The 23,509-nt window shown below is 57.5% G+C and carries 19 protein-coding genes; 15 read left to right on the top strand and 4 right to left on the bottom strand.

Annotated features, from left to right (window positions below):
- The first annotated feature begins 77 nt into the window (after window positions 1-77).
- The 10 genes from BN874_RS04090 to BN874_RS04045 all read left to right on the top strand — a co-directional run bounded on the left by BN874_RS04090 (window position 78) and on the right by BN874_RS04045 (window position 13,630).
- Window positions 78-1,142: a PilN domain-containing protein gene (locus BN874_RS04090; RefSeq protein ID WP_195912093.1), complete on the top strand. Its 1,065-nt coding sequence runs from the start codon at window positions 78-80 to the stop codon at window positions 1,140-1,142.
- The gene (gene gspM / locus BN874_RS22150) at window positions 1,142-1,741 is read left to right on the top strand and encodes a type II secretion system protein GspM (RefSeq protein ID WP_051497390.1); all 600 of its coding nucleotides are present in this window, start codon (window positions 1,142-1,144) and stop codon (window positions 1,739-1,741) included. The genes BN874_RS04090 and gspM overlap by 1 nt, the downstream gene beginning before the upstream one ends.
- The gene (locus BN874_RS24980; RefSeq protein WP_034431010.1) at window positions 1,742-2,365 is read left to right on the top strand and encodes a hypothetical protein; all 624 of its coding nucleotides are present in this window, start codon (window positions 1,742-1,744) and stop codon (window positions 2,363-2,365) included.
- A 20-nt stretch (window positions 2,366-2,385) separates the two neighbouring features.
- Window positions 2,386-4,656, top strand: a complete 2,271-nt coding sequence (gspD, locus tag BN874_RS04075) for a type II secretion system secretin GspD (RefSeq protein WP_195912092.1) — start codon at window positions 2,386-2,388, stop codon at window positions 4,654-4,656.
- Between the two features lie 25 nt (window positions 4,657-4,681).
- The gene (locus BN874_RS23295) at window positions 4,682-6,874 is read left to right on the top strand and encodes an O-linked N-acetylglucosamine transferase, SPINDLY family protein (protein WP_081756124.1); all 2,193 of its coding nucleotides are present in this window, start codon (window positions 4,682-4,684) and stop codon (window positions 6,872-6,874) included.
- Between the two features lie 296 nt (window positions 6,875-7,170).
- Window positions 7,171-8,412 (top strand): hypothetical protein, encoded by a 1,242-nt coding sequence (locus BN874_RS04065; RefSeq protein WP_034431009.1) that lies wholly within the window; start codon window positions 7,171-7,173, stop codon window positions 8,410-8,412.
- 246 nt (window positions 8,413-8,658) lie between these two features.
- Window positions 8,659-10,431 carry a sialidase family protein gene (locus BN874_RS04060; RefSeq protein ID WP_034431008.1) on the top strand — a complete coding sequence of 591 codons (1,773 nt, stop codon included), beginning with the start codon at window positions 8,659-8,661 and terminating at the stop codon, window positions 10,429-10,431.
- A gap of 58 nt (window positions 10,432-10,489) precedes the next feature.
- Window positions 10,490-11,284: an ABC transporter permease gene (locus BN874_RS04055; RefSeq protein WP_034431007.1), complete on the top strand. Its 795-nt coding sequence runs from the start codon at window positions 10,490-10,492 to the stop codon at window positions 11,282-11,284.
- 39 nt (window positions 11,285-11,323) lie between these two features.
- Entirely contained in the window at window positions 11,324-12,445 is a 1,122-nt protein-coding gene (locus tag BN874_RS22145; protein ID WP_051497388.1) for a glycosyltransferase, read from the top strand.
- Between the two features lie 18 nt (window positions 12,446-12,463).
- Entirely contained in the window at window positions 12,464-13,630 is a 1,167-nt protein-coding gene (locus tag BN874_RS04045) for an ABC transporter ATP-binding protein (RefSeq protein ID WP_034431006.1), read from the top strand.
- A gap of 14 nt (window positions 13,631-13,644) precedes the next feature.
- Here BN874_RS04045 and BN874_RS04040 read toward each other — a convergent pair whose 3' ends face one another.
- On the bottom strand, window positions 13,645-14,595 hold the full coding sequence (locus tag BN874_RS04040; RefSeq protein WP_034431005.1) for a GNAT family N-acetyltransferase: 951 nt from the start codon (window positions 14,593-14,595) through the stop codon (window positions 13,645-13,647).
- Between the two features lie 60 nt (window positions 14,596-14,655).
- Here BN874_RS04040 and BN874_RS22140 point away from each other — a divergent pair, with 60 nt between their 5' ends.
- On the top strand, window positions 14,656-18,216 hold the full coding sequence (locus BN874_RS22140) for a glycosyltransferase (protein ID WP_051497387.1): 3,561 nt from the start codon (window positions 14,656-14,658) through the stop codon (window positions 18,214-18,216).
- Here BN874_RS22140 and BN874_RS04030 read toward each other — a convergent pair.
- Window positions 18,213-18,629, bottom strand: a complete 417-nt coding sequence (locus tag BN874_RS04030) for a type II toxin-antitoxin system VapC family toxin (protein ID WP_034431003.1) — start codon at window positions 18,627-18,629, stop codon at window positions 18,213-18,215. The two genes, BN874_RS22140 and BN874_RS04030, sit on opposite strands and share 4 nt — an antisense overlap.
- Complete coding sequence (locus BN874_RS04025; protein WP_034431002.1) at window positions 18,626-18,886, bottom strand: antitoxin; 261 nt, start codon at window positions 18,884-18,886, stop codon at window positions 18,626-18,628. The genes BN874_RS04030 and BN874_RS04025 overlap by 4 nt, the downstream gene beginning before the upstream one ends.
- A 66-nt stretch (window positions 18,887-18,952) precedes the next feature.
- Here BN874_RS04025 and BN874_RS24200 point away from each other — a divergent pair, with 66 nt between their 5' ends.
- The 4 genes from BN874_RS24200 to BN874_RS04010 are packed head-to-tail and all read left to right on the top strand — an operon-like array spanning window position 18,953 to window position 22,132.
- On the top strand, window positions 18,953-19,249 hold the full coding sequence (locus BN874_RS24200; protein WP_051497386.1) for a thioredoxin family protein: 297 nt from the start codon (window positions 18,953-18,955) through the stop codon (window positions 19,247-19,249).
- Window positions 19,250-20,326, top strand: a complete 1,077-nt coding sequence (locus tag BN874_RS04020; protein WP_051497385.1) for a hypothetical protein — start codon at window positions 19,250-19,252, stop codon at window positions 20,324-20,326.
- Between the two features lie 10 nt (window positions 20,327-20,336).
- Complete coding sequence (gene atpD, locus BN874_RS04015) at window positions 20,337-21,740, top strand: F0F1 ATP synthase subunit beta (RefSeq protein WP_034431001.1); 1,404 nt, start codon at window positions 20,337-20,339, stop codon at window positions 21,738-21,740.
- The gene (locus BN874_RS04010) at window positions 21,737-22,132 is read left to right on the top strand and encodes a F0F1 ATP synthase subunit epsilon (protein WP_230314321.1); all 396 of its coding nucleotides are present in this window, start codon (window positions 21,737-21,739) and stop codon (window positions 22,130-22,132) included. The genes atpD and BN874_RS04010 overlap by 4 nt, the downstream gene beginning before the upstream one ends.
- Before the next feature lie 134 nt (window positions 22,133-22,266).
- On the opposite strand, the gene BN874_RS04005 is transcribed toward BN874_RS04010, so the two are convergent.
- Window positions 22,267-23,286, bottom strand: coding sequence for a hypothetical protein (locus tag BN874_RS04005; protein ID WP_034431000.1), 1,020 nt, complete (start codon window positions 23,284-23,286; stop codon window positions 22,267-22,269).
- Window positions 23,287-23,509: the final 223 nt, after the last annotated feature.

Genomic DNA, 23,509 nt, shown 5'->3' with positions numbered 1-23,509 from the left:
CGTTTGGGCAAAATTCAATCGGCAATCTTTAATCTTTAATAATCTTCATGGAGTTATGGCCGCTGGTGTCATTACCGTTGCAAATCTTGAAAATCAATCCCCGCTGGAACGGAAATGCCGCACTGCGCTGGTGGCGGGACGGTTTACTCGGGTGGTTGCCGTTGGGTGTGCGTCGCTGGCTGGTCGGTTCGGCGCAACGGCTGGTGATTACGGTGGACGACCCGGACTATGTGCTGGCATGTGAAGAAGCCGGACAGATGCAACGAGTGGAACGGCTGGATCGCGCCTCACTCGACTGGAGCAGAGTGGTGGCTTGGTTCAGAACCGAAAAATCCCGGCATCTGGTGCTGCGTTTTCCCGCCGCTCAGGCGCTGACTCGGGTCCTCAGCTTGCCGCTGGCCGCTGAAAAAAACCTGCGCCAGGTGGCGGGATTCGAGATGGACCGGTTAACCCCGTTTACCGCCGCTCAGGTTTATTACGATGTAACGGTGCTGGAGCGCCAGCCTGCCCAGCGCCGGCTGCGGGTCGAGTTGACCACCCTGCCGCGTGTCGCGGTGGACCCGGTGCTGACCCAGTTACGGCAGCGGGGGTTACCACCGGACACGCTGGATATAACGGGTGGTCGTCCCGGCCTTAATCTGCTTCCACCGGATCAACGCCCGCGTCGTGATCGCTGGGGTTGGCGGTTGCGCACCGGCGTGATGATGATCAGCCTGCTGCTCATTGCGGCAGCCGCAGTGTTGCCGATTTGGCAACAGCGCCTGCTGGTGATCGGGACAATGGACAAAGTTGCGCAGATCCAGAAATCCGCCAGTCAAACTCTGACCCTGCGCGACCAACTGGACCAGGTTCTGGCAACATCGCGGGTGCTGGCGCAGAAGAAACAAACCGTTCCCCCTCGGGTGGATTTATTGCGGGAGCTCACCACGATTCTACCGGACGATACCTGGGTCGAACGTTTGCAGATCAATGGGGATACCCTACAGATCATCGGCCAGTCCGCCAAGGCATCGGCGCTCGTTGGCATCGTCGAATCGTCCAGGCTATTCAATAGCGCTGGATTTTTGTCACCGGTGAATACCGATCCCCGGACCGGCAAAGAGCGATTCGTACTCGGTGCCCGGATCGGTCGGGAACCTTGATGACCGCTGCGACCGGGTTGGGTTGGGGACATCGGGTGGCGGCTTTATTGCTGCTGTTACTGCTGGTGGGAAGCGCACTCTATTTGCTGGTGGATCGGATATTGATCGCCCGCTATCACTACTACCATGATGCTCTGGAACAGCAGCAGGGACGTTTGGAACAGTTGGAGCGAATGGCCGCGATCCGCGAACCAATCCAGCAGTTGATCACGAGCATTCAGCAAGATCGCACGCTAACCACGCAGTACCTGCCACACTCCGCGCCAGCGTTGGCGGCTGCCGACTTGCAACAACGGGTCAAGATGGTCGTTGAAGCAGCGGGCGGGACTTTGCAGAGTACCCAAGTGCTGCCGCCGACCGAAGAAGGGAATGCGGTGAAAGTGATTGTTAGCGCGGCTATAAATGGCGATATCGATAGCCTGCGCAAGGTGTTATACGATCTTGAAGCACAGACCCCATTATTGTTCGTAGATAACTTACAAGTATCCGCACGCGAAAATCGGCCACGATTGCCCAGTGGCCGGTTTGCGAACTATACCCGAGTGCAGTTGAGCACTCAGTTTGAAGTCTCAGGCTATCTGCGCAAGGAGGGCGGTTAGATGTCAGCCAGAGCAGTGGGACTGTTGTTGTGGCTGGTGGTCGGCGGATTGGCGGCGGCAGCCCTATTCTGGCAACAGCGCCATCCGCCACGCCCGCCAACCGTGGCCAATGCAGGGGCGGCGGTGCGGGTGCCGGAACTGCCAGTGGTGACGCCGCTGGAGCCGTTTCAATTGCCACCCCCGGATCAATATGCAGAGACGGTCGCCCGCCCGCTCTTTATCGCAACCCGTCGGCCTGAACCGCCCCCTCCCGCCGATGAAGTCCCCCCGCCGGAGCCGCTGTTGACCGGCCCGGAACAAAAATTCTTGCTGCTCGGCGTGATGATTACCCCCCAGATGACAATTGCCCTGTTGCGGCCCGAAGAACCAAACGCCAAGATAGTGCGGCTCAAGCCGGGCGAGACGGTAGGAGAATGGCGTTTGGAAATGGTTTCTCCCAATCAGGTGGTGCTGCGCAAGGGCGCGATAACTCAGGAATTGGTTTTAGCACGACCGAAAAAGCCAACCGGACCGCGCCGAACCGGCGCGAGACCGGCGCCAACTTCATCCGCCAGTGGGACCGGGGGGGTACCGCAAACCAACCCAGTGCCGGCGTCAGTGGTCCCTCCGCCGCCGCAACCCTGATGGAAAAGGCGAACATTTTTATGAGAAACCTGCTGTTCCCGCTGGCATCCGGCGTATTTCTGGCGTTGCTGTTGAGCGCATGTGCGACACCGCCGTCCGATCAGAGCGCCCTGGAGACGGCGGTGCCCGACGATTCATCGGCGGGCAATTCATCAGTGCGGTTGACCGCGACGCCGTTGCCGGCTCCCGCGACGACTGCAACCGACCGGGGTACCGCTGCCCTGGCTCCCAGAACCGGAATCATCCTGCCCGGCACCGGTAATTTCATTGACAAAAAAATGGTTGTTAAGCCGGTGCCGGTGACCCAGGCTGCACCCGGCGAGGTCACACTCAATTTCGAGGGAGCCGATATTCGTGATGTCATCAAGGTGATTTTCGACACCCTCAAGGAAAATTACACGGTCGACCCGCAGGTACAGGGCGAGGTGACCGTTCAGACCCTTCGTCCATTGTCACGGGATCAAGTGCTGCCGACGCTGGAGACGTTGCTGCGGATGAATAACGCGGTGCTGGTGCGCGAGGCAGGGATTAACAAAATTCTGCCGATGGCCGGCGCGGTGAAGCAGGGGGGGTTAACTCCGCGACTCGGTGGTAGTGGTGTGGGATATGGGGTGCGGATCGTGCCATTGCGTTACATCAGCGCCACCGAGATGCAGACGATTGTCGCGCCGTTCCTGCCCGAAGGTGGCGTGGTGCGGGCAGATGTTCTCCGCAATTTGCTGATTCTGGCCGGCACTCCGCAGGAACTCGCCAATGTTCAAAGCACCATTGATACCTTTGATGTGAACTGGCTCAAGGGAATGTCGATAGGTATGTTCCGGCTGCGCAACGTAGAGAGCCAGGCCATGGCGACCAATCTGAATCAATTGCTGGGCGAGGGATCAGGGACGCCGATTGCCGGACTGCTCCGGTTTGTGCCGCTCAGCAAGCTGAACGCCGTGCTGGTGATCACGCCGCAGGTGGAATACCTCAAAGAAGTGGCGATGTGGATCGAGCGTCTGGATGGCGTTGGTGGCGAGCGGTTGTACGTCTATGCGGTGCAGAACAGCCGGGCCGATTACGTCGCTGACCTGCTCAACGGCCTGTTCAACCTGGGCAGTAGCAGCGGTACACGCGGCGGCGAAGTGGCGCCGGGATTGAAGCCAGCCCAATTGTCCGGTGGATTAGGATCGAGCAGTGGCTTATCGGGCGGTGGATCGGGCTTATCGGGCGGTGGATCGGGCTTGGCGAGCGGCAGTGGCGGTTCATCGGCCTTAGGCGGCTCTTCAAGCAGTGGCGCTACGTCATCCGCCGGAAGCAACCGACCGGGTGGAAAAACCAGCGGTAGCACCAGTAGCGGCAGTAATCCCGGTGGCGGCGGACCCAGCGCCGGGATGGAGGAAGTGCGCATCGTTGCCGACACCGAGAACAACGCGCTGTTGATCTGGGCCACCAGCCAGAATTATGAGCGGATCGTTAACACCTTGGAAAAAATGGATGTTTCGCCCCGGCAGGTCCTGATCGAGGCCACCATCGCCGAGGTGACCCTGAGCGGGCGGCTCAAGTATGGGCTACAGTGGTTTTTTAACAATAACGTTGGTAGGGATTACGATGGTAATGGTTCCCTGGGTCTCCCCAACAACCTCACGCTGACGGATGCGCTCAAGAATATTCCGGCGGGCCAGTTCTCCTACGCCATCACCGATAGTGCCGGCATAGTGAAAGCGCTGCTTACTGCGCTGGCCAGCGATTCCAAAATCAAGGTGCTGTCCTCGCCGCAAGTGATGGTGGCGGACAACCAGCAAGCAGTCATTCGCGTGGGTACTCAACAGCCGATTCCATCTGGCACCAGCACTGTGAATAATGTGACCACCACCGGTGGAGTGACGTACAAGGATACGGGGGTGTTGCTGGATGTGTTGCCGCGAATCAACTCCGGCGGCATGGTGAACATGGAGATCAAACAAGAGGTGATTGACGTTGGGCCGATTGATTCTGCGACTTCACAGCGTTCGTTTCTGCAACGCAGTGTCACCAGCAAGGTGGTGGTCAAAAGCGGACAGACGCTGGTGCTGGGTGGCTTGATCCGCGACAACCGCACCGAAGGACAAAGCGGCATTCCGGTGTTGTACAAAATTCCGGTGCTGGGTGCTCTATTCGGCAATACTGAAGAATTGGTGGATCGCACCGAACTGATCGTTTTGATCACGCCACGAGTGGTACGGGATAGCCAAGAAGCCGATCAGGTCACTGAAGAAATCAAGCGTAAAATGCAGGAAGTGGCGCCCTTGGTCAGGCCATCTGCGGGTTGAAGCAGAGCGGAGGAAAGGAGGAACGATGCAACCCGAGGCCCAGGCTGCACTGCGCCGAGTGTGGTTGAAGCAGGAGCAGGCGCGTTGTCAGCAACGGGTTCAGGCCCGGCCCGATGATGTGTCAGCATGGCGAAAGTTGGCGCAAATGAGTTGGGAAGCGGGCGAATTAGAGCCGGCGCTGGCTGCTTTCGACCGGGCGTTGGAACTACAGCCTGACGATGCCCTGCTCTCGCTGGACTGTGCTGCGGTTTGCCTGACGTTGAACCGGTTTGAACCAGCGCTGGCGGCAGTGGAACGCGCTTTGGTGATTCAGCCCAATAATAGTGATGGGCTGCTGCTGCGGGCCGATACCTTGCGGTTGCTGGAACGTCTGGTCGAGGCAAGGGCTGTTTATGAACAAGCGCTGGGTCGGTGTGAGTTATCGTTGTCGCAGCGTCTGCATGCTCTGAGCCATCAAGTCATTTTGCTGGTTCGGCAGCAAGCGTATGAACCGGCGCTGGTGGCGGTGGAGGCAGCGCTACGGCTGGCGTCCGAGGATCCGCAACTGATACTGTTTCGCTCCACGATTTTAATCCGGTTGCGGCGCTACGGAGAGGCTCTGCTGGGTTTGGAACCAGTAGCGCAGGTTCCTGAGCTAAACTTGGAGGCATTGACAAATCAAGCTTGGGCGCTATCGGCCTTGGGGCGTTTTGAAGAGGCAGAACCGATTCTGAGTGAATTGCATAGTCGCTACGACTGGCGGCAGCTTGGCCTCAGCTTCGGCGAAGATTCGGCGGATCAACGGCTATCTGATCATTCCCTGCCGAAGCGCTACACGGCTCGCGGCTTGTATCTCTATAGTTTTTTCAAGGCGCTGGCGGAATGCGACTGGCGCGATTACCAAGCTACATTGTCCAGGCTTGATCGCTTGATCGCCGATATCTGGGAATATGGCCGGGTACTGGGTACGGAACAACACCGCCTGTTGCACCTGCCGGTGACGCCGGAATTTTTGCTGGCGACAGCGCGGGCGCGGGCCGTAGCTTTAGAGAATTACATCGCTCCGTTACGCCAGTCGTTGGCGCTGGCGCATTCCGGCCCGGCGGCGGATGGGCGGCTGCGAATTGGTTATGTCTCCGGTGATTTCCGCGATCATGCCACTGCCCATTTGATGCGCAAGCTGTTTCATATCCATGATCGCCGCCGGTTCGAGATCATTGGTTATACCCTGCGGCCTGGCGATGGCAGCGTTTACTGGCACGATATCAGCGGTGCGTGTGACCAGATGGTGGATCTCAGTTCATTATCGAATGGCGAGGCTGCCCAGCGCATCGCTGCCGATGGCATCCATATTCTGGTAGACCTGCATGGCTATACCCGATACGGTAGGCAAGAAATTTTTGCGCTGCGGCCCGCGCCGGTACAGGTGAGCTTCCTGGGGTATCCGGGTACGCTCGGCGGTACTTATATTCCTTACATCATTGCGGATGAAGTGGTATTTCCGGAAGATCTGCGAACTTGCTTCAGCGAGCAACCGGTCTATTTGCCGGGCTGTTATCAGATTAACGACAATGAGCAACCGATAGCGAATACCGGCATGACCCGCGCCGATCAGGGTTTGCCGACGGATGCTTTTGTTTACGCCTCATTCAATGCCGGTTACAAAATTGAGCCAGTGACGTTCGCCAGTTGGATGAAAATTCTCCAACAGGTACCGGGCAGTGTACTCTGGCTGCTGGTTGACAGCCCACAGATGATCGACTATCTACATAAATCGGCCCGCGAATGTGGCATAGATTATAATCGGCTGGTTTTCGCCAAGCGGCTGCCGAAACCGGAACATCTGGAGCGACAATGTTTGGCAGATTTATTTCTGGATACGTTCGTCGTCAATGCCCACACAACGGCGAGTGATGCGCTCTGGGCTGGGTTGCCGGTACTGACTTTGTATGGTCGTGCTTTTCATGCCCGAGTTTGCGCCAGCTTGCTGCATGCCATAGGCTTACCGGAACTGGTAACCTACAATGTCTCGGATTACGAGAGGCTGGCGGTGGCGATGGCTGAGGATCAGGTGCGGCTGGCTGGATTGCGTGAGCGCTTGCAAGCCAATCGCTTGAGGTATCCGCTCTTCGATACCGAAGGTTACGTGCGACACTTGGAACGTGCTTACGAGTTGCTGTGGCAGGAGTACTTGGCGAATCAGCCAGAGCGTCCGATCTGGGTGGCTCCGATCTGTTGAGTGGGCCATTCACATCAAACGAGGATTATCAGGAGGGATAGATTTTGTTTTTAAGCAACAAAATGGATTGGAATCGACTGGAATCGATGTTTCTAAAGTGTTTAAGACCTTGAGTCAGGTAGGAGGCTTGCGTATACTGGCTTGGAAGTCTGATTTTTGTGGTTTCGTGTATTGACAACAACAAATTGTTGTGTAGAATCCACAACAGACAAGCCCTCTACCTTCCTGGCAGTAGGAAAGTTGTTTTTTTAACCCTCAGTCGGAATCTGAATAGGAGCTAAACCATGGGATTTAGAATGAACAAAGTTGCGGTTGCTGTAGCGGCGACCTTAGGCATAACAGTGGCGGGTATCGGGACTGCGCAGGCTGATGAAATCCTGTTCCCCTATATCGTGACCAGTGCTACGGTGACCACGCTGGTGACCACCATCAACAATGTCACCGCCTTGGACAGTAGTGCAGCGACACCGACCAAGTTGCATTATCGGTACTGGTACAAAAACGGTGCTAGAGCTGAAAATAACGCTGCTACCTGCGAAGAAGTCAACCGGACGCTTCCTTCCAGCGCCAACGACGTCGTGACTATTGATGTGGGTGGGAAGATTAAGAAAGACAACCTTGGTATTTTGTTCGAAGATGTCAAGGTGTCCACTCTGCCCGCGAGTGATGGGAGAGGATACGGCGCCGCTTCATTTTCGTTGCTGGCGGGGCTGACCCAGCCGGTACGTTCGTTCCTGGTGGTGGATAACAATGATTTCACCACTACTGAGTCCTTCTTCAGGACCAGCGATAGCATAGCGGGTGAAGCCATCGTTCTGGAGTTCGCGAATGGCGCGGCGTGGGGTTATTCGGCCTACAATGCGTCCGGTCGTTTTGACGCCAACGGGTCGCGAACCAACGCGTATGACTTCTCTGACTTTGTCGAAACGACGGGCGAGGTTCTGTCGGGTCAGGCAGGGCGAGGTTTTGTGCCGGTTGCTGTTGCGCCACGGTTCGTAGATGGAGACCCGACAAAAGGCGATGATGTTATCACGAAGTTTTTCGTGACGCCGATTGCCCAGTCGACTTTCAGTACTGCGACTAATACTTGGGTTCCGCCGGTCGGTGGGCAGTTGCGCGGGGATCTGACGACTCGGGTTCGGTTAGCGGTTCAGGATCAGGACTTGGGTGCGGCTGTGATGTACGACCGTGATGAAGCGCCGATCTCCGGCCAGGTTCCGCAGAGCGTGACCTGCGTGGGTGCGGTTGACTTTAAGGATCTGCTGTCGGAAGGGGCACGGGGGCTGGTTCCCGCAGGTGGTTGGTCCAACCTGGTGGTGGGTGGCGCAACAGGCGTGAATACCCAAGAAGCGGTGGTGATCAAGCTGGAGTACAACACCAAGACCAGTCCCAGCCTGCCGGCTCTTGGCATCATCAACAATGCCATCTGGCTGCGCAAAGGTATCAAGGAATCTATCCCAACACCGGCGTCGGGTCCTCGTGTCTCGCTTAGCACTGTCGGATTCGATATCAACGCCGTGTCTTCTACGGCGAATTAATCCAGCCTTCTTAAACTAAGGCGTTGTTATTTTCGGGGGGCTGCTCACTAGAGCAGTCCCTTTTTAGTTATTACCCAGCGATGAAAACCTCGGTTGTCCACTGCATTCTCTATTCTCGAAGTTTACTGTTAGATCTATCTCCGATGTATCCTGCGGTAAGCTCTGATCTTTTTGGCGGCGTCACCGACTGACAGCGGCTAACTCCGTATTTTCCACACGACTTATAGCGTTGATAGGCTTGATTCAATGAAACGGGTTCTTTTTCTGCTTGTATTTCTCGGATTATCCATCGGTATCGCCCATGCCGAAATCACTGCCAATCCCAAGGCGCTTAACCAGCAGCCCATTAATCAAAGTGCTGAACGGGATTATATCCTCGATATGAAAGGAGGATTATGGCTGGCCTATTATGATAATGACAGCTTTCTCTATGTGCGGCGGCCGGATGGATCTGAAGTAAAGCTGGGCGCTCAGGATCGCGAGCGTTATCAGTCGGGTTTAGCGCTGGATGCCGAGCAAGAAGGTCTGGCGCTGTTGTGGCGTGATAAATCTCCGCAAAAGACCTTGTATTTATTGCCCTATCTGGCGGCTACGGGTTCTGCGCCACCGCCGGTAGCAGTCGGCGGCGATGAATCTGAACCGCTGACTCGACTCAAAGTCACCCGTCAGGACGATTCCATTTACCTGATGTGGCTGGGTGAGAAACTCGATCCCGAAACCAAACAAAAATTTAATTTATATTTCCGCTCCTCCAATGACGGTGGCAAGACCTTTTCAGCAGTGGAGCGAGTGTTGCCCGGCTTTTACCCGATGTGGATCGTGGATAAGGATTCGATCCCGATGTTCAGTTGGATCAATACGCCGGACCGGCATGCGATGGTTATGCGCCGTTTCGACCGCACCAGCAAGACCTTCGGGCCGATGGTCGAGATCGCTGCAACGCCTGAGCAGATCAGCCCGATCTACCGCGCCTTCGAATCCGCCGGTCGTTGGTTTGTGCTGTGGCTGGCGCAGCACGGCGATGGTAGAGATTTCCTGCTGGAGGGCGCCTCTTCGGAGGATAAAGGACAAAGCTGGAAGCATTTTGCCTTCGAATCGATCAAGGGACTGGATCTGTCGCGCTTGGTCGCTGCGGCCGACGGCAAAGGGCATATCGCCTTGGCCTTTAGCGGTACTCGGCGCTTGCGCGATGATAATCCTAATGCCAAAAACGATTTGTATTTCACTACTTCATCCGATAATGGCGCGAATTGGTCCGAGCCACGCCGTTTCCGATTGCCCGAATATCAAATCACTCAAGCCCGGCTTCCGTCGCTCAGCTTTGGATCATCGCCGGGTACACTGGTTATGGCATGGGAAGACTGGCGCGATATCCGCCCCAATGTTTATGTCGCCTACTCGACTGATTATGGCGTGACGTGGCAGAAGGAAATTCCACTGGGTCTGCCTGGACGGGTGAGTCTAGGAATGGATTTGAGGATCGAACAGGCGCTGACCCGTCACGGAGAGAATTTTCATTTAGTCGTTAGTAAGTTCGAAATGGATAACCTCAGCAAGTCCGATCTGGTGGAGTATTCGTTCACCCTGGCCGATCTGAAGCAGCCTGCCGTCTCATCGCCCGCGCTCGAATTGGAAAAAGCCCACCTAAACGAGGAACGGCTGCGCCAGCGGGCAACGCAGTACTGGGATGCGATGCAGCGCGAAGACTACGCCACCACCTATGCTCTGATGGATTCTTTCTTCCAGAGTCAGGTGGATCGTTCGTCCTACTTGCAGAAGATGGGAATCATTAAGTACCAGAATTTCCGTATTGAGGGTATAGAGCGACACGGCAAGATCGCCAAGCTCCAGACCATTGTTGAAGCGGGGGTGCCAGAATTTAAGAGTCCCACCTCCGGTAAGAGTTACAGCAAACCCCAGCAACCCTACGCCTTTATCGATACCTGGCTGTTTATTGCCGGTGACTGGTATCGTGAATATAACGAGGAGAGTTCGGGGAAACGCTACACCCAGTATTAAACCTTGTTTTCCAGCCCCGCAAGCGAATAGGGCGGCAGCATCCAGCGACCACAGCGATATGCCTCAACGACTTCTTCGGGTCTCGCGCTTGCTCCCGCCCTTCATTGGGCGGGAACTGCGTGAGCAATACGCAGGTTCCCTGTTGGGGGTGTTGTGGAGCTTTCTGCAACCCGCTCTCTATATCCTGTTGTACTGGTGGGTGTTCGCTGCCGTTATGCGCACTCGTTTCCCGGTCGGATCGGCGCTGGCAGATACACCGTTCATCGTCTTTCTGTTGTCAGCGCTGCTGCCCTGGTTTGCCTTCCAGGATGGATTGAACCGTGCCGCCGGTTCCATCGTGGGTCGCCGTGAGATGGTTCGCAAAGTCCATTTTCCGGTCATCGTATTCCCGTTGGCGGCCACTGCCGCTGCTTTTATGGTTCAGGCCAGTAGCTATGTGCTGTTTCTCGCGATAGTCGCTTTATGGCAGGGCGGATTCTCCCTGAATGCGCTAGGGGCGGTGACAGTGCTGCTGGGACTTCAGTTTGCGGTGACGGCCGGGCTGGGCTTGTTGCTGGCGGCGTTCACCGTCTATCTGCGGGATACCGCTCAAGTGCTGAGTTTAGTGCTTGCGGTAGTTTTCTATATGGCGCCCATTCTCTACCCATTGACGCTAGTACCCGCAGAATTCCACAGCCTGATCCGATTCAACCCTTTTACCGCCTTCGCTGAGAGTTATCACAGCGCGGTATTAGTCGGTGTGTGGCCGAATTTCACGATGCTGACGGGACTGGTTCTATTTGCCGTCGGCGCACTTGCGGCGGGCGTCTATGTCTTTCAGCGGCTGGAACCCGGCTTTGCCGATGTGTTGTAGGAGACCGCCATTCATCTCCTGATCCTGCATATTGCCTATGTGTTCGGCGGCGCTGAACGGACTACCGCCAATTTGTTGCACGCCCTGGATCGTCGTTCGATTCGCCGCATCACCTTAGCTGCGCCAAAAGCGCTCCAATCCTTGCTGCCGCAACAATACGATGATTTCCGGGATACTTCCGCTTATGGTTTATCCGGCGGTTTCGAGAATGGTCGTAAACTGCTGGCTGATGTCCGAGGTGCAGCAAAATTGTTGCGCGATGTGCAACCGGATCTGGCGCTCGGCATGATGCATTACCCCTCCGCGTTAGTCGCACTTGGTCGGCGGTTGGGCGGTGGCCGGATCAAGACCGTCGCCAGTTACCGGGGACCGTTTTACGAATACATGCGCCACCACGAGCAGGGTTTCCGCCGCCGCCTGTTTTTGCGAGCGGCGGTGGCGGGAACCGCGCTGCTGGCTGACCGGGTGATCGTACCTTCACAGGGCACGGCGGATGAACTGCATCGGCGCTTCCTGACGCCGACGAATCGGATTGTTACCATTCCCAATGGGATTGATTTTACTGCCGCCACCCACGCCGCACGGGGGCCTGCGCCGGAACTGGCCGATTTCGACCAAGCTGAAATTCCGGTGTTGTGCGCAGTTGCCCGGCTGGCGCCGGAAAAAAATCTCGGTTTGCTACTGGATGCGTTCCGGCGGATTCATGCCGAGCAGCCTGTGACCCTCATTATTCTCGGCGATGGCCCGGAACGGGCGGCATTGGAGGCACAAATCGCCGCTGAAGGCTTGAGCGATGCGGTGCGATTGCTTGGACACCGCGATAATGTTTACCCTTACTTGCACCGCGCTGACGTCTTCATCCACACCTGTCAGTTCGAGGGTTTCGGCTACACCATGCTTGAAGCGCTGGCCTGCGGTACCGCAGTGGTTGCTACCGATTGTCCCTACGGCCCGCGCGAAGTACTGGGCGGCGGAAACTATGGAGTGTTGGTGCCACCGGATGACTCGCAGGCGCTGGCAACGGCAGTATTGCGGCTGTTGGCGGATCCCAACGGTCGGCAAGCTCTGGTGGCGCGCGGTTTGAAAAGAGCAGAGCAGTTATCCATTCAAAACATGGTCGGCGCGTATGAAACCGAGTTTTTGCGGTTGGCAGGCGGCTGAGCAGGAGAACGACGAAGTATGGGCAGTTCCCCTCCGGCGTTGCGGGTTAGTGATCTGAGTAAGGTCTACCGGTTGTACCATCAACCTATCGACCGGTTGAAGGAACTGCTCTTCCAACAGCAGCGCCATACCGACTTTGTGGCGTTGCAGGGGGTCAGCTTTGAATTGCCTCACGGTCGAACCTTGGGGGTGGTGGGCGACAACGGCGCTGGCAAAAGTACGCTGCTGCAACTGATCGCCGGTACCCTGACCCCAACCGGCGGGATCGTCGAGTGTGACGGGTCCGTACTGGGCCTGCTGGAACTGGGGGTTGGGTTTCACGCAGAGTTCACCGGACGGCAGAACATCTTTCTCTACGGCGATGTGTTGGGTCTGTCGCGCCGACTGCTTCAGGCCCGCTTCGATGAAATCGTCGCTTTTGCCGAACTGGAAGCGTTTATTGACCGCCCGTTGAAAACCTATTCCACCGGGATGCGGATGCGGCTGGCGTTCTCGTTGATTGCCTCGCTGGATCCGGACCTGCTGATCGTGGACGAGGCGTTATCAGTGGGCGATGTGTATTTCCAGAAAAAATGCATCGACCGGATGATGGAATTCAAAAACCGGGGCCGCGCCATCCTGTTCTGTTCCCACAGCCTGTATCAGGTCAGCATGTTTTGTGACGAAACGCTGTGGCTGCGGGAGGGCCGAATCCACCTGTATGGCGAGACCGATCGGGTGATCCCGGCCTACGAAGCCTGGCAGGCGCAGCGCAGCGCCCAACGCCAGGATACGGAGATGGAGATGCACTCCAACCTGCCCGCCCGCATCGTCAGCCTCGAACTGCTGAATGAATTGCCGTGTCAGCGCGGCGCTGATTTGCGGTTCCGACTGCGGCTGGAAAGCACTCGCGATGATTTGCCGTTTCATGTCACCCTGTCCATCAAGATGGATGACGGGCGTGGCGTGTACGTCACCGGTACCCATCTCTCCGGGAAGCCGCCGCTGCGTGGCCAGCACCGTGAAATTCTGATCACCTATCCGCAAATACCCTTGCTGGGTGGTTTATATTCCGCCCACGCCCGAATCTTCGACGATCAGGGCTTGATGGTTTATCACGAGAAGGTGTTGCCCAATTTGGAGGTGCGTAAGGATTCGCATGAGTTGGGGATTTGCTATCTGGAAAACCGCTGGGAAATCAGTTAGCCGCAATCGGAACGCTAGAAAATATCCAGATCGCCCATGGTGTAGTACAGCGCTTCCCGAACTTCAGTTGTTGGAATCGGTAGCCGCCAAATCATGTTGGCGACGACAACCTCGGTGAGTTTTTGTTGCCCATCCAGGGTCTCGCGCCAACCAGGCGGTAGCCAGATTTCTACCTCGGACGCACCAGCTACCGCCGCCGTGTGCTCCAGTGCGGCCAACGCCGGTTTCAGCCAGCGTTGCGACACCAACAGGTCAATGATCCGTAGATGATGATCGTCCCGCTGTACTACCGCCCAACCCAGCAACCGACCGGCCAGATAAATACCGAGGAGTTGGTAGACGCGGCAGGGGTGAGTCGCGTAGCGCCAGCGCAAATAATCGCGGTCGCGAACCAGTGCCAGAGCGAAGCCGGGAACCAGCCGTGCCCACAGCGAATCCAGACGCGGATCGTTCCAGGCCAGCGGTCGCGTGTACAGCCATGAAAACAACCCGCGCCAGCTTGGTCGGTAGAGCGCCGAAACCTGTTCCACCCGGCCATAAACCCGAGCGTATTCGCCAAGCCGGAACGGCCGCCGACCGGGAAAGCCATAAGCCAACGCCTCCGGCCAGCGTTCTGCCAGACTGCTCAATAACTCCCGCGCCAGCACGGTGAACAGATTCCGTTGCCCCAGTTGTCCACGGGCGTCGGGGTGAACCATCACATCACAGATTTGCAAGAACGGCAGCGGCTGGCCTTGCCGCCAGCCCCGCAGCGAAATAGCTCCGGCATGACCTACCAGCCGTCCGGTGTGATCAAAGGCCAATCGCGCCAGCGGTGGCCTTATCCCGGTTCCAGTGTATTTCCATCGCCATTGATTTTCAGTCAATGGCTGGCCAAACACGGTGCCGAAGAGTGCGGCAATGGCGGTTTCGTCGCCAGGCCGGTAATCCCGGGTATGATACGTTTCGTCTTTGGGTTCGGGCATGAGGGGATGGCTTTAGGCTCGGGCGGATGGTGTGGTTTCGACGATGAAAATCGAGTGCAAATGAGTAGCGAAAACAGCTTAATACCCTATCACGCGGTACAAGTTCTGGGAGAAGGCCCGGTACTGGTGCTGGCGCCACACCCGGACGACGAGGTATTGGGTTGCGCCGGCGCCATCCTGCGCCATATCGCCGCCGGGGACCGGGTTACGGTGGTCATTCTGACCGATGGCGGCGGCTTCCATCCCGACGGGCCGGAACGGGAAGCCTATGTGGCTCAGCGTCGCCAGGAAAGCCGGGCGGCAGCGGCTATTCTAGGCTATGGAGAACCCCAGTTCTGGGAATGCCGGGATCGGGAATTGGTCTATGGCGAGCCTTTGGTGCGCCGGCTCTGCGAAACGGTGGTGGCTACCGATGCCCGTTGGCTGTATGCCCCTTCATTGTATGAGTTGCATCCCGATCATCGGAATCTGGCATTGGCTGCATTAGAGGTGATCCGTCGTCTGGGCGGCGAGCGGGCGTTGGCGTTTTATGAAATTGGTGCGCCATTACCGCCGAACCGGCTGCTGGATATTTCCGACCTGCTGGAGCGCAAGCGTCAGGCCATCGCCTGTTTTACCAGTCAATTGGCAATCCAAGCGTATGATCGCCATATCGAGGCACTGAACCGTTACCGTACCTATACGCTGTCGCGTGAGGTCGGAGCCGCTGAGGCGTATTGGGTGATCAAGGGAAGCGAAGCAACCCGGAAATTTCAGACGCTCTATGCAACGGTCGCCGATTGGTGGCGGGTCGCCAAGGTTCCGGAAGCGGTGCCAACGGGTCCCCTGGTATCGGTGATCGTTCGTTCCACCGGGCGGCCAGAACTGGCCACCGCGCTGGCTTCGCTGGCAATGCAGACCTATCAACGGATCGAAATCGTAGTGGTGGACGCACGCAGCGCAGGTCCACTGCAACTGGATACCGCGCACTGCCGGTTTCCACTCCGAGTCGGGCAGTCCGATCATGCACTGGGACGGAGCGCCGCCGCCAACTTGGGGCTTGATCTGGCCCAAGGCGATGCCTTGATTTTCCTGGATGATGATGACTGGTTCGAACCAGACCACATTGCGGGCCTGGTCGAGCAACTCGGCCTCGAATCCGCAACCATTGCTGCCTACGCAGGCGTTCGTTGCGTCCGACCTTCGAGCAGCCACGACTGGGAAACGATTCAGGTCTATAACGATCCGTTCGATGAGGTCCGGTTGCGCTGTGAGAACTTTATTCCAATCCATGCGCTGCTGTTTCGGCGGCAGGCATTACAGGGGACATTGCCCTGTCGCTTCGATGAGCAATTCGATTTATACGAGGACTGGGATTTCTGGTTGCAACTGCGGGAGCGGGGCGGATTTCGGCATCGTGATGCCGTTTCTGCCTGCTACCGGATTCACGAGGGGGGTGGCTTGGGGGTGGCGGCTGACGAACAGCGCGCCTTGGCGGCTTTCCAGGCTATCGTAACCAAATGGCGGTCGCGCTGGACTCACCGGGAGTTGATGGACCTGATCGCCCGGGCGCGGCATCTGGAGCGATTGCTGAAAGGAACCGAGGAGCAGCGAGCCGAGGCCGCACGGACCGTTGATGAATTAACCCGGACGGTCAGTCACTCCGAGACCCAACTGGAGGCACAACGCACCGAGCTGGAGGCACAACGCGCCGAGCTGGAGGCACAACGCACCGAGCTGGAGGCACAACGCGCTGCAATCACACGGCTTGATCGGGAGTGGCGGGATCGCTATGAATGGGTCATCACCTCGCGGTCGTGGTGGCTGACCGCCCCGCTGCGGGACAGCGCACGCTGGTTGCGTGAGCAACGCAACCGACTGGCCGTTTTGCTGGCGCGATGGGCATGGCAAGCAGGTGTAGCGGTTTATCGAGGACCGGGGGGGCAACTATTAAGCCGGTTGCCCTTTGGCTGGAAACAAGCCGCACGCCGGTGGCTGCGACGCGGGGTGGTGAAGGTACCAGAGGGCATGGCGTCGGCTCGGCGAGTGGAGGAACCGCTACGGGTCAGCATCATTGTGCCAATCTATAACCATGCCGAATATCTGGAACGCTGTCTGCACAGCGCTTTGGCGCAAAGCTATCCAGAGATTGAAGTGATCGCCGTAGACGACGCTTCATCCGACCCTCGCGTCCAGCACATTCTGGATCGGCTGGCGGGTCATCCCCGGTTAAGGGTATTCGCCAACCCAGTCAATCTGGGTATCTCCCGCACTCAGAACCGGGCGCTGATCGAGTCGCATGGCGATATTATTGGGTTTCTGGATTGCGACGACTTTCTAACCCCAGATGCGGTCACTGCCTGTCTGCGCCATTGGCATGATGGGATCGTCTATGCCCACTCGGCCCGGATCAATGTGAACGAGCGTGATGAGGAAGTCAGCCGCATCTCGTTCGAGCATTTGCCCCGTCAGAATTATTTCACCGAGAACCTGGAGCGGATGTACGCCACCCACTTCAAGTTGATCAGCCGGGAAGCGTTCGCCCGGGTGGGGTTGTTCGATCCGCGCTTCGATGCGGCCCAGGACTACGATCTGCTGATGCGGATAGCCTTTCACTACCCCAGCTCGGCTTTTGTCCACATCCCGGAATTCGTCTACTACCACCGATTTCACCAGCGTCAGGCCACATCGCTCCAAATGGATCGCCAGCAGGAAGCGACGACCACGATCCAGAATGAGGCCCGGTTGCGACAAGCAATCGGTGCGGGCCAGTTTGACCATTTTCTGTCCATCATCATGTTGTCGTTTGGCAAGCAGCGGCAAACTCTGGCGGCGCTGGAGAGCTTGCGAGCGACGGTGCGGGTGCCCCATGAAATTATTCTGTTTGATAACGGTTCCGAAGCCGAGACGGTGGCATTTCTGCGCGAGCGCATTGACGGGCAGTTTGCAACCGTGCGAGCGATTTATCACCCAACCAATCTTGGCCCTTCCGCCGGACGGCGTGAGGCGCTGAAACATGCCCGTGGTGACTGGTTTCTGGTCTTCGACAATGACGAGATCGCTGAACCGGGCTGGCTGGAGGAACTGCTGGTGCGGGCATCGAGCGTACCCGATGCGGGCGCGGTCTGCTGCAAGGTGGTCTTTCCCAATCGGCGCTTGCAATTTTCTGGTGGCTTCATCCGTCATCTTGATGCGGAGTTGATCGAACTGGGGCTGTACGACCGGGAGCGGGATGCCACCGACCTGGCAACGGTTGCCTTCCGTGAATGCGACTGGTGCCCAATCGGAGCTACCCTGTTCACGGTCAATCCGGGGCCATTCCTGCACGAAGGCTATCCCAACGCTTTCGAGGATGCCGGCGTGTCCATGGCTCTGCGCCGCCAAGGATTGCGGTTGTTGAACAGCCCGGCCTCCTGGGTTTGGCATCAGCACTTTCTGTTTCAAGAGGAGGTGGATATGAAGGACCGCTACCTTCGCAGCCGCTACGATCCGCAACAGATGCTGACCAGCATTGCCACCTTTTACGCCGAGACCGGGATGATCATTCAGGATGAATATGTCTGGCGCGAGAACGGATTATTTGCGCTCAGTCGCGAAAAACTGAAGCAGTTACTCGCCCGACAGCGAGCGGTAATGGGTTAAAAAATCGATGAAACCCAGTTTTCGAGCCGTAGCCCGTCTACCCGTGCAAATTCCCGAAGATTGTTGGTGACCAGAGTTGCGTCCATCGCCAGGGCATGACAGGCAATCCACAAATCATTAGCGCCGATGGGAGTGCCCGCCGCCTTCAGGCTGGTGAATTGCGCCGCATAGTGTTCGCACACGGTGCGATTCACTTCAAAAAGAACGGGAATTTGCCGGGTCAGGGCGTCCAGTTGGCGCAGAACCTCCACCTTTTTAATACTGCGTTCAGCGCCCTTGAGCAGTTCCGCATAAGTGAGGAAGGACATGCACAATACCGTATCCTCATCCAAGGCATTGATGTGATCGGCGACGGCCGGTGGTTTGCGCTTGATGAGATAAATCAGGATGTTGGTATCCAGCATATACCTCATAACTCCTCCCGCTCCTGGACCGGGGAAGCGGTGCGCCGATCCTGTTCAAGCTGTGCTGCGAAGTCGTCATCGAACGCCGCCAGCGCCTGCAATAACGCTGTGCCCCGGTCTTGTTCTGGCGGTAGCGGGTGAATCACCAGATCGCCGTCTGCGTTGCGGGTGATCTCGACCTGGCTGGCTGCCAGTCGGAAAGCCTGGGGGATCCGAATCGCTTGACTGTTGCCATTCATGAAAACGCGACTGGTCAGGGTCACCATGGGGTACTCCTGGAAAGTGTGTACTTTTAAGTGTGTACATCATGCACCTACCGGGGAGGAAAAGCCATGCAATCCATCAAGGTCAGCGGTCGCCGCGAAAGCACCCTGACGCAAATGCAAGGGAGGTTCCCGATGCTCGAATCGATCTTTAGAGCGCCGAAAATTAGGCACAGCAAAGCCTGGCTCAGCGTCTTAGTCGCCTGGTTGCTCATCGCCAGCGCCGCGTTCGCGCAAACTCCCTGGGTCGAGACTGACGCGGACGGCAATGCCCATGTGCATCTCTACTTCTTCTGGTCGGAAACCTGCCCGCATTGCCTGAAGGCGCACCCCTTCATCGAGGCGATTCCCAACCAACGCCCCTGAGTGATCGTTCATTCGCTCGAGATTTCCCGCCATCGGGACAACACCCAGCGCTTCATCGCCCTGGCTGAATCGCTCGGGCAAACCGCCGAGGCGGTGCCGACCCTGATCGCCTGCGGGGTGATGGAAACCGGCTGGGAGGATGCCGCCAGCACCGGCGCGGCCTTGCTACAGCGGCTGAACCAATGCCGGTCGCAAGCGCAGCAGGGCGTCACTCCCGGCACGCTCCCAACACCGGAAGCCGTGCAAAAAGTGCGCGTGCCCCTGCTCGGTGAAGTGACTGCTGATCAAGTCTCGCTGCCGGTTTTTACCTTGGTGCTGGCCGGGCTGGATGCCTTCAATCCCTGCGCCTTTTTTGTCCTCCTGTTTCTGCTGAGTCTGCTCGCCCACCAGAAAGATCGCCGCCGGATGGCGCTGATCGGCGGCATTTTTGTCCTGACCTCGGGGCTGATGTATTTCGCTTTTATGGCAGCTTGGCTGAACGTGTTCCAGCTTTTAGGAGCGCTGGCATGGATCACCCTGGCCGCCGGTCTGCTGGCAATCGTCGTCGGGATCGTCAACATCAAGGACTTTTTCGCCTTCGAGCGCGGCATCACCCTGTCGATCGCGGAAGCGCGCAAGCCCGACATCTATCGGCGGGCACGGGCGATCCTCAACGCCGACAACCTGCCGGCCATGCTGGGCGCGACCGTTGTTCTCGCTATAGCCGCCAATTTCTACGAACTGCTCTGCACCGCCGGTTTCCCGATGGTGTACACCCGCCTGCTGACCCTGAGCGAGCTGTCGCCCGGCACCCGCTACGTCTATCTGGCTTTCTACAACTTAATCTACGTGTTGCCACTGGCGCTGATCGTGTTCGTCTTCGTGCGGACTCTGGGCGTCCACAAACTCACGGAACGGGAGGGGCGGCTGCTCAAACTGCTGTCCGGGGTCATGATGCTGGAGCTGGGCCTGGTGCTGACGGTGGCCCCGGTACTGCTCAATAGCCTGGCCGTTTCGGCGGCCTTGCTAACTATCGCTCTGGGTCTCACGGTTCTGGCGGTGCGACTCACCGGCGAGAACCAGCGGCGGTCGGGCTGATTTTCCGCTCATGCCCATCGTTTCCATCTCAGCTCCAACCCCCGTCGTCGAGTCTGTCGGCACAGTTATCGCCGTGCGCGGCAGCGTGGTGGATCTGCGGTTTCCCCGCCACCTGCCAGCCCTGCGCCAGCAACTGCGGCCCGGGCGGGATCAGGCGGTGATCATCGAAGTCAGTGCGCATCTGACCACTGACACGGTGCGCGGCATCGCCCTGACCACAACGCAAGGACTGGCACGCGGTGATCCGGTACACGACAGCGGCGGTCCACTGACCGTGCCAGTTGGACCGGAACTGCTGGGGCGGATGATCAACGTGTTCGGTCAGACTATTGACGATGGCCCGCCACTAACCGGTGGCGAGTGGCGCTCGATCCATCAGCCGCCGATTCCGCTGGCGCAACGTCGGGTCGGGCTGGAACTGTTCGAGACCGGGATCAAGGTCATCGATCTGCTTTGTCCACTGGAACGCGGCGGTAAGGCTGGCCTGTTCGGCGGCGCGGGCGTTGGCAAAACCGTGGTGATCACCGAACTCATTCACAATATGATGGGACGTTATCAGGGCGTCAGTCTGTTCTGCGGCATTGGTGAGCGTTGTCGTGAGGCAGAAGAACTGTATCGCGAAATGCGTGAGGCGGGTGTGCTGCACGATGCGGTGCTGGTGTTTGGCCAGATGGATGAACCGCCGGGGGCGCGGTTCCGGGTCGGTCATGCCGCCCTGACTCTGGCTGAATATTTTCGCGATAGCGCCCGCCGCGATGTACTGCTGCTGATCGACAACATCTTCCGCTTCATCCAGGCCGGTGCCGAAGTGTCGGGATTGATGGGCCGTATGCCGTCGCGGGTCGGCTATCAACCGACGCTGGGCACTGAGCTGGCCGAACTGGAGGAGCGGATTAGCAATACCGCCGGTGGTTCGATGACTTCGGTGCAGGCGGTCTATATACCCGCCGACGATTTCACCGATCCCGCCGCCGCCCATACCTTCGCTCATCTCTCGGCCTCGCTAGTGTTGTCGCGCAAACGGGCCAGTCAGGGTTTCTATCCGGCAGTAGACCCGCTGGCTTCCGATTCCAAACTGCTGACCCCGGCGCTGGTCGGCGAGCGTCATTACCAGATTGCCCAAGCGGTGCGCAAAACTCTCGCTGAATACGAGGAACTGAAAGACCTCATCGCCATGCTGGGACTGGAAGAACTGTCACTGGCGGATCGTCAAACGGTTAATCGGGCACGGCGGCTGGAGCGCTATCTGACCCAGCCGTTTTTCACTACCGAACATTTCACCGGTCGGCCCGGCCAGAGTGTACCGCTGCCGCAAGTGCTGGATGACTGCGAGCGCATCCTGAACGATAGTTGCGCTGACTGGGCCGAAGCGGATTTGTACCTGATCGGCAGCCTGGACCAGGTGCGACGATGATCCGGTTGAAAGTGTTGACGCCGACTCAAACCCTGGTGGATGAATCGGTGATCAAGGTTCACGCCGAAGGGCGGGAAGGCGCTTTCTGCCTGTTGCCGCGCCATCGTGACTGGGTGGCGGCGCTGGTGCCGGGAATCGTGAGTTTCACCACCCTCACCGGACAGGAACAGTTCGTGGCGGTGGATCAGGGTGTGCTGACCAAGTGCGGCGCTGAGGTGTTGATCGCCGTGCGGCGGGCGGTGCGGGAGGGCGATTTGGCGCGATTGAAGCAAGTGGTGGATATGGAGTTTCGCCAACTCGATGAGCAGGAAAAAATCGCCCGTAGCGCCTTGGCCCGGCTGGAGGCTGGGATCATCCGGCGCTTTCTGGAACAGGACGAGACCGGGCGATAAATCAGCCCCTCACCCCCAATCCCTCTCCTGCAAAGCGAGAGGGAAGAAAGAACGATCCGCTGCCGGAGCAGATCGGGCGCAAGGCGACGCGCAAGCTGCGGGGGAGAGTTCACTATGCTAATGGCTTATCTTAATCAATTCACCGGTGCGTAGCCCGTTAGCCTCATTTCTTCGGCGAGGTCATCGCGCAGCCAAGCCGCACGCTGCTTGCCGGATGCTTCTTCCTTCCTGCGGCTTGCCATGATGTTATCGGAAAGCATTTTAAGCGCCGCTTTCTGTTTCTTATATTCGGTGAGCAAATCTTCATGTTTCTTCTTCGCCTCGGCCATTAATCGCTCAATCTCAGCGATGTTGGCATGACCGGTGAGTACTTCTTTCGCATTGAAGTAAAGTCCAGCATAAGCACCGACCGTTCCCATCTTTCCAATAATTGCTTTGCCTCCGGCAGTCTTGATGATTTTGGATTCTTTGGCAGCGATTTTGTCGTAGCTCTCAAGCGCATCCATGACGGTGCCGCTGGCGTCTTCCATGTTGCCGGCAGTGTCGTCGTACCATGTTTTCTCAGCGCCGAGGCTGTTATCAATCGCGTACATGGCAATGCCCCCCGCCACGCTGCCAATGATCCCAAGTGGCCCCAGAGCGAGCCCGGCTGCGGTGTAGGCTGTATCGAGACCAAATTGTACCCAAGCTTCGTTTTTCTGCTTCCTGGCTTTATCAAGCGCAGCTTGATATGGCTTTAACGCCAGCACGAGCTTCTTCGCTTTTTCGTCCAGTTTGCACGATTGCAACTGCAGAAACAGGCCCTGGATCCCCGTAGTGTGGAAATCTTCGAGCGTGGTATTCACCTTCACGAGCACACGGATCGCGGCCTCGAACACTCTCTGAATCTTCGGTGCCATGCTGGTGTCGGTAGAAGAGGTTAAGTTGGATATTCTCTCCAGGCAGATTTTGTAATCGCGCTCGATGAGATTCGCGATTTTGAGATCATTATCGAGTGTATCGAAACGAGCTTTCTGGAAGAACGGTTTGTAGCGCTCCAGGTTATTTTCGGCCCGCTCGACTTCTTCCGTGTATTCATCGTGTGTTTGCAGGTAAATTTCATATGTGCCTGCACCCAGTTTCTCATCAACGACTTTTATCTTGATTTCGGCCATGACATTCACCTGATTATCACAATTCTGACTATAACTATTTGAAATTTAAGCTTTCCTAATGAAGTATTCAGCATATTATTACCTTCGTCAAACGCTCCCCTTGGGAGTGGCAAAAGAAGATGTTACCCAAAAGAGCGGCGCTGAAACAGTCCCCACGAGGAGAACTGCCGCGCCGTCCGCTCTCCCTCTCCGGCCTGAAGGCCGGAGTCTCTCGCGGAAAATC

Source organism: Candidatus Contendobacter odensis Run_B_J11, assembly GCF_000531125.1.
In the GTDB taxonomy this organism is placed as follows: domain Bacteria; phylum Pseudomonadota; class Gammaproteobacteria; order Competibacterales; family Competibacteraceae; genus Contendibacter; species Contendibacter odensensis.
This window is presented reverse-complemented; position numbering and strand designations above follow the sequence as displayed.

Bases quoted from the DNA above. Each gene is read 5' to 3' on its own strand.
- gspM (WP_051497390.1), top strand. From the start codon at position 1,142: ATGACCGCTGCGACCGGGTTGGGTTGGGGACATCGGGTGGCGGCTTTA.
- BN874_RS24980 (WP_034431010.1), top strand. From the start codon at position 1,742: ATGTCAGCCAGAGCAGTGGGACTGTTGTTGTGGCTGGTGGTCGGCGGA.
- gspD (WP_195912092.1), top strand. From the start codon at position 2,386: ATGAGAAACCTGCTGTTCCCGCTGGCATCCGGCGTATTTCTGGCGTTG.
- BN874_RS23295 (WP_081756124.1), top strand. From the start codon at position 4,682: ATGCAACCCGAGGCCCAGGCTGCACTGCGCCGAGTGTGGTTGAAGCAG.
- BN874_RS04065 (WP_034431009.1), top strand. From the start codon at position 7,171: ATGAACAAAGTTGCGGTTGCTGTAGCGGCGACCTTAGGCATAACAGTG.
- BN874_RS04060 (WP_034431008.1), top strand. From the start codon at position 8,659: ATGAAACGGGTTCTTTTTCTGCTTGTATTTCTCGGATTATCCATCGGT.
- BN874_RS04055 (WP_034431007.1), top strand. From the start codon at position 10,490: ATGCCTCAACGACTTCTTCGGGTCTCGCGCTTGCTCCCGCCCTTCATT.
- BN874_RS04045 (WP_034431006.1), top strand. From the start codon at position 12,464: ATGGGCAGTTCCCCTCCGGCGTTGCGGGTTAGTGATCTGAGTAAGGTC.
- BN874_RS04040 (WP_034431005.1), bottom strand. From the start codon at position 14,595: ATGCCCGAACCCAAAGACGAAACGTATCATACCCGGGATTACCGGCCT.
- BN874_RS22140 (WP_051497387.1), top strand. From the start codon at position 14,656: ATGAGTAGCGAAAACAGCTTAATACCCTATCACGCGGTACAAGTTCTG.
- BN874_RS04030 (WP_034431003.1), bottom strand. From the start codon at position 18,629: ATGAGGTATATGCTGGATACCAACATCCTGATTTATCTCATCAAGCGC.
- BN874_RS04025 (WP_034431002.1), bottom strand. From the start codon at position 18,886: ATGGTGACCCTGACCAGTCGCGTTTTCATGAATGGCAACAGTCAAGCG.
- BN874_RS24200 (WP_051497386.1), top strand. From the start codon at position 18,953: ATGCAATCCATCAAGGTCAGCGGTCGCCGCGAAAGCACCCTGACGCAA.
- atpD (WP_034431001.1), top strand. From the start codon at position 20,337: ATGCCCATCGTTTCCATCTCAGCTCCAACCCCCGTCGTCGAGTCTGTC.
- BN874_RS04010 (WP_230314321.1), top strand. From the start codon at position 21,737: ATGATCCGGTTGAAAGTGTTGACGCCGACTCAAACCCTGGTGGATGAA.
- BN874_RS04005 (WP_034431000.1), bottom strand. From the start codon at position 23,286: ATGGCCGAAATCAAGATAAAAGTCGTTGATGAGAAACTGGGTGCAGGC.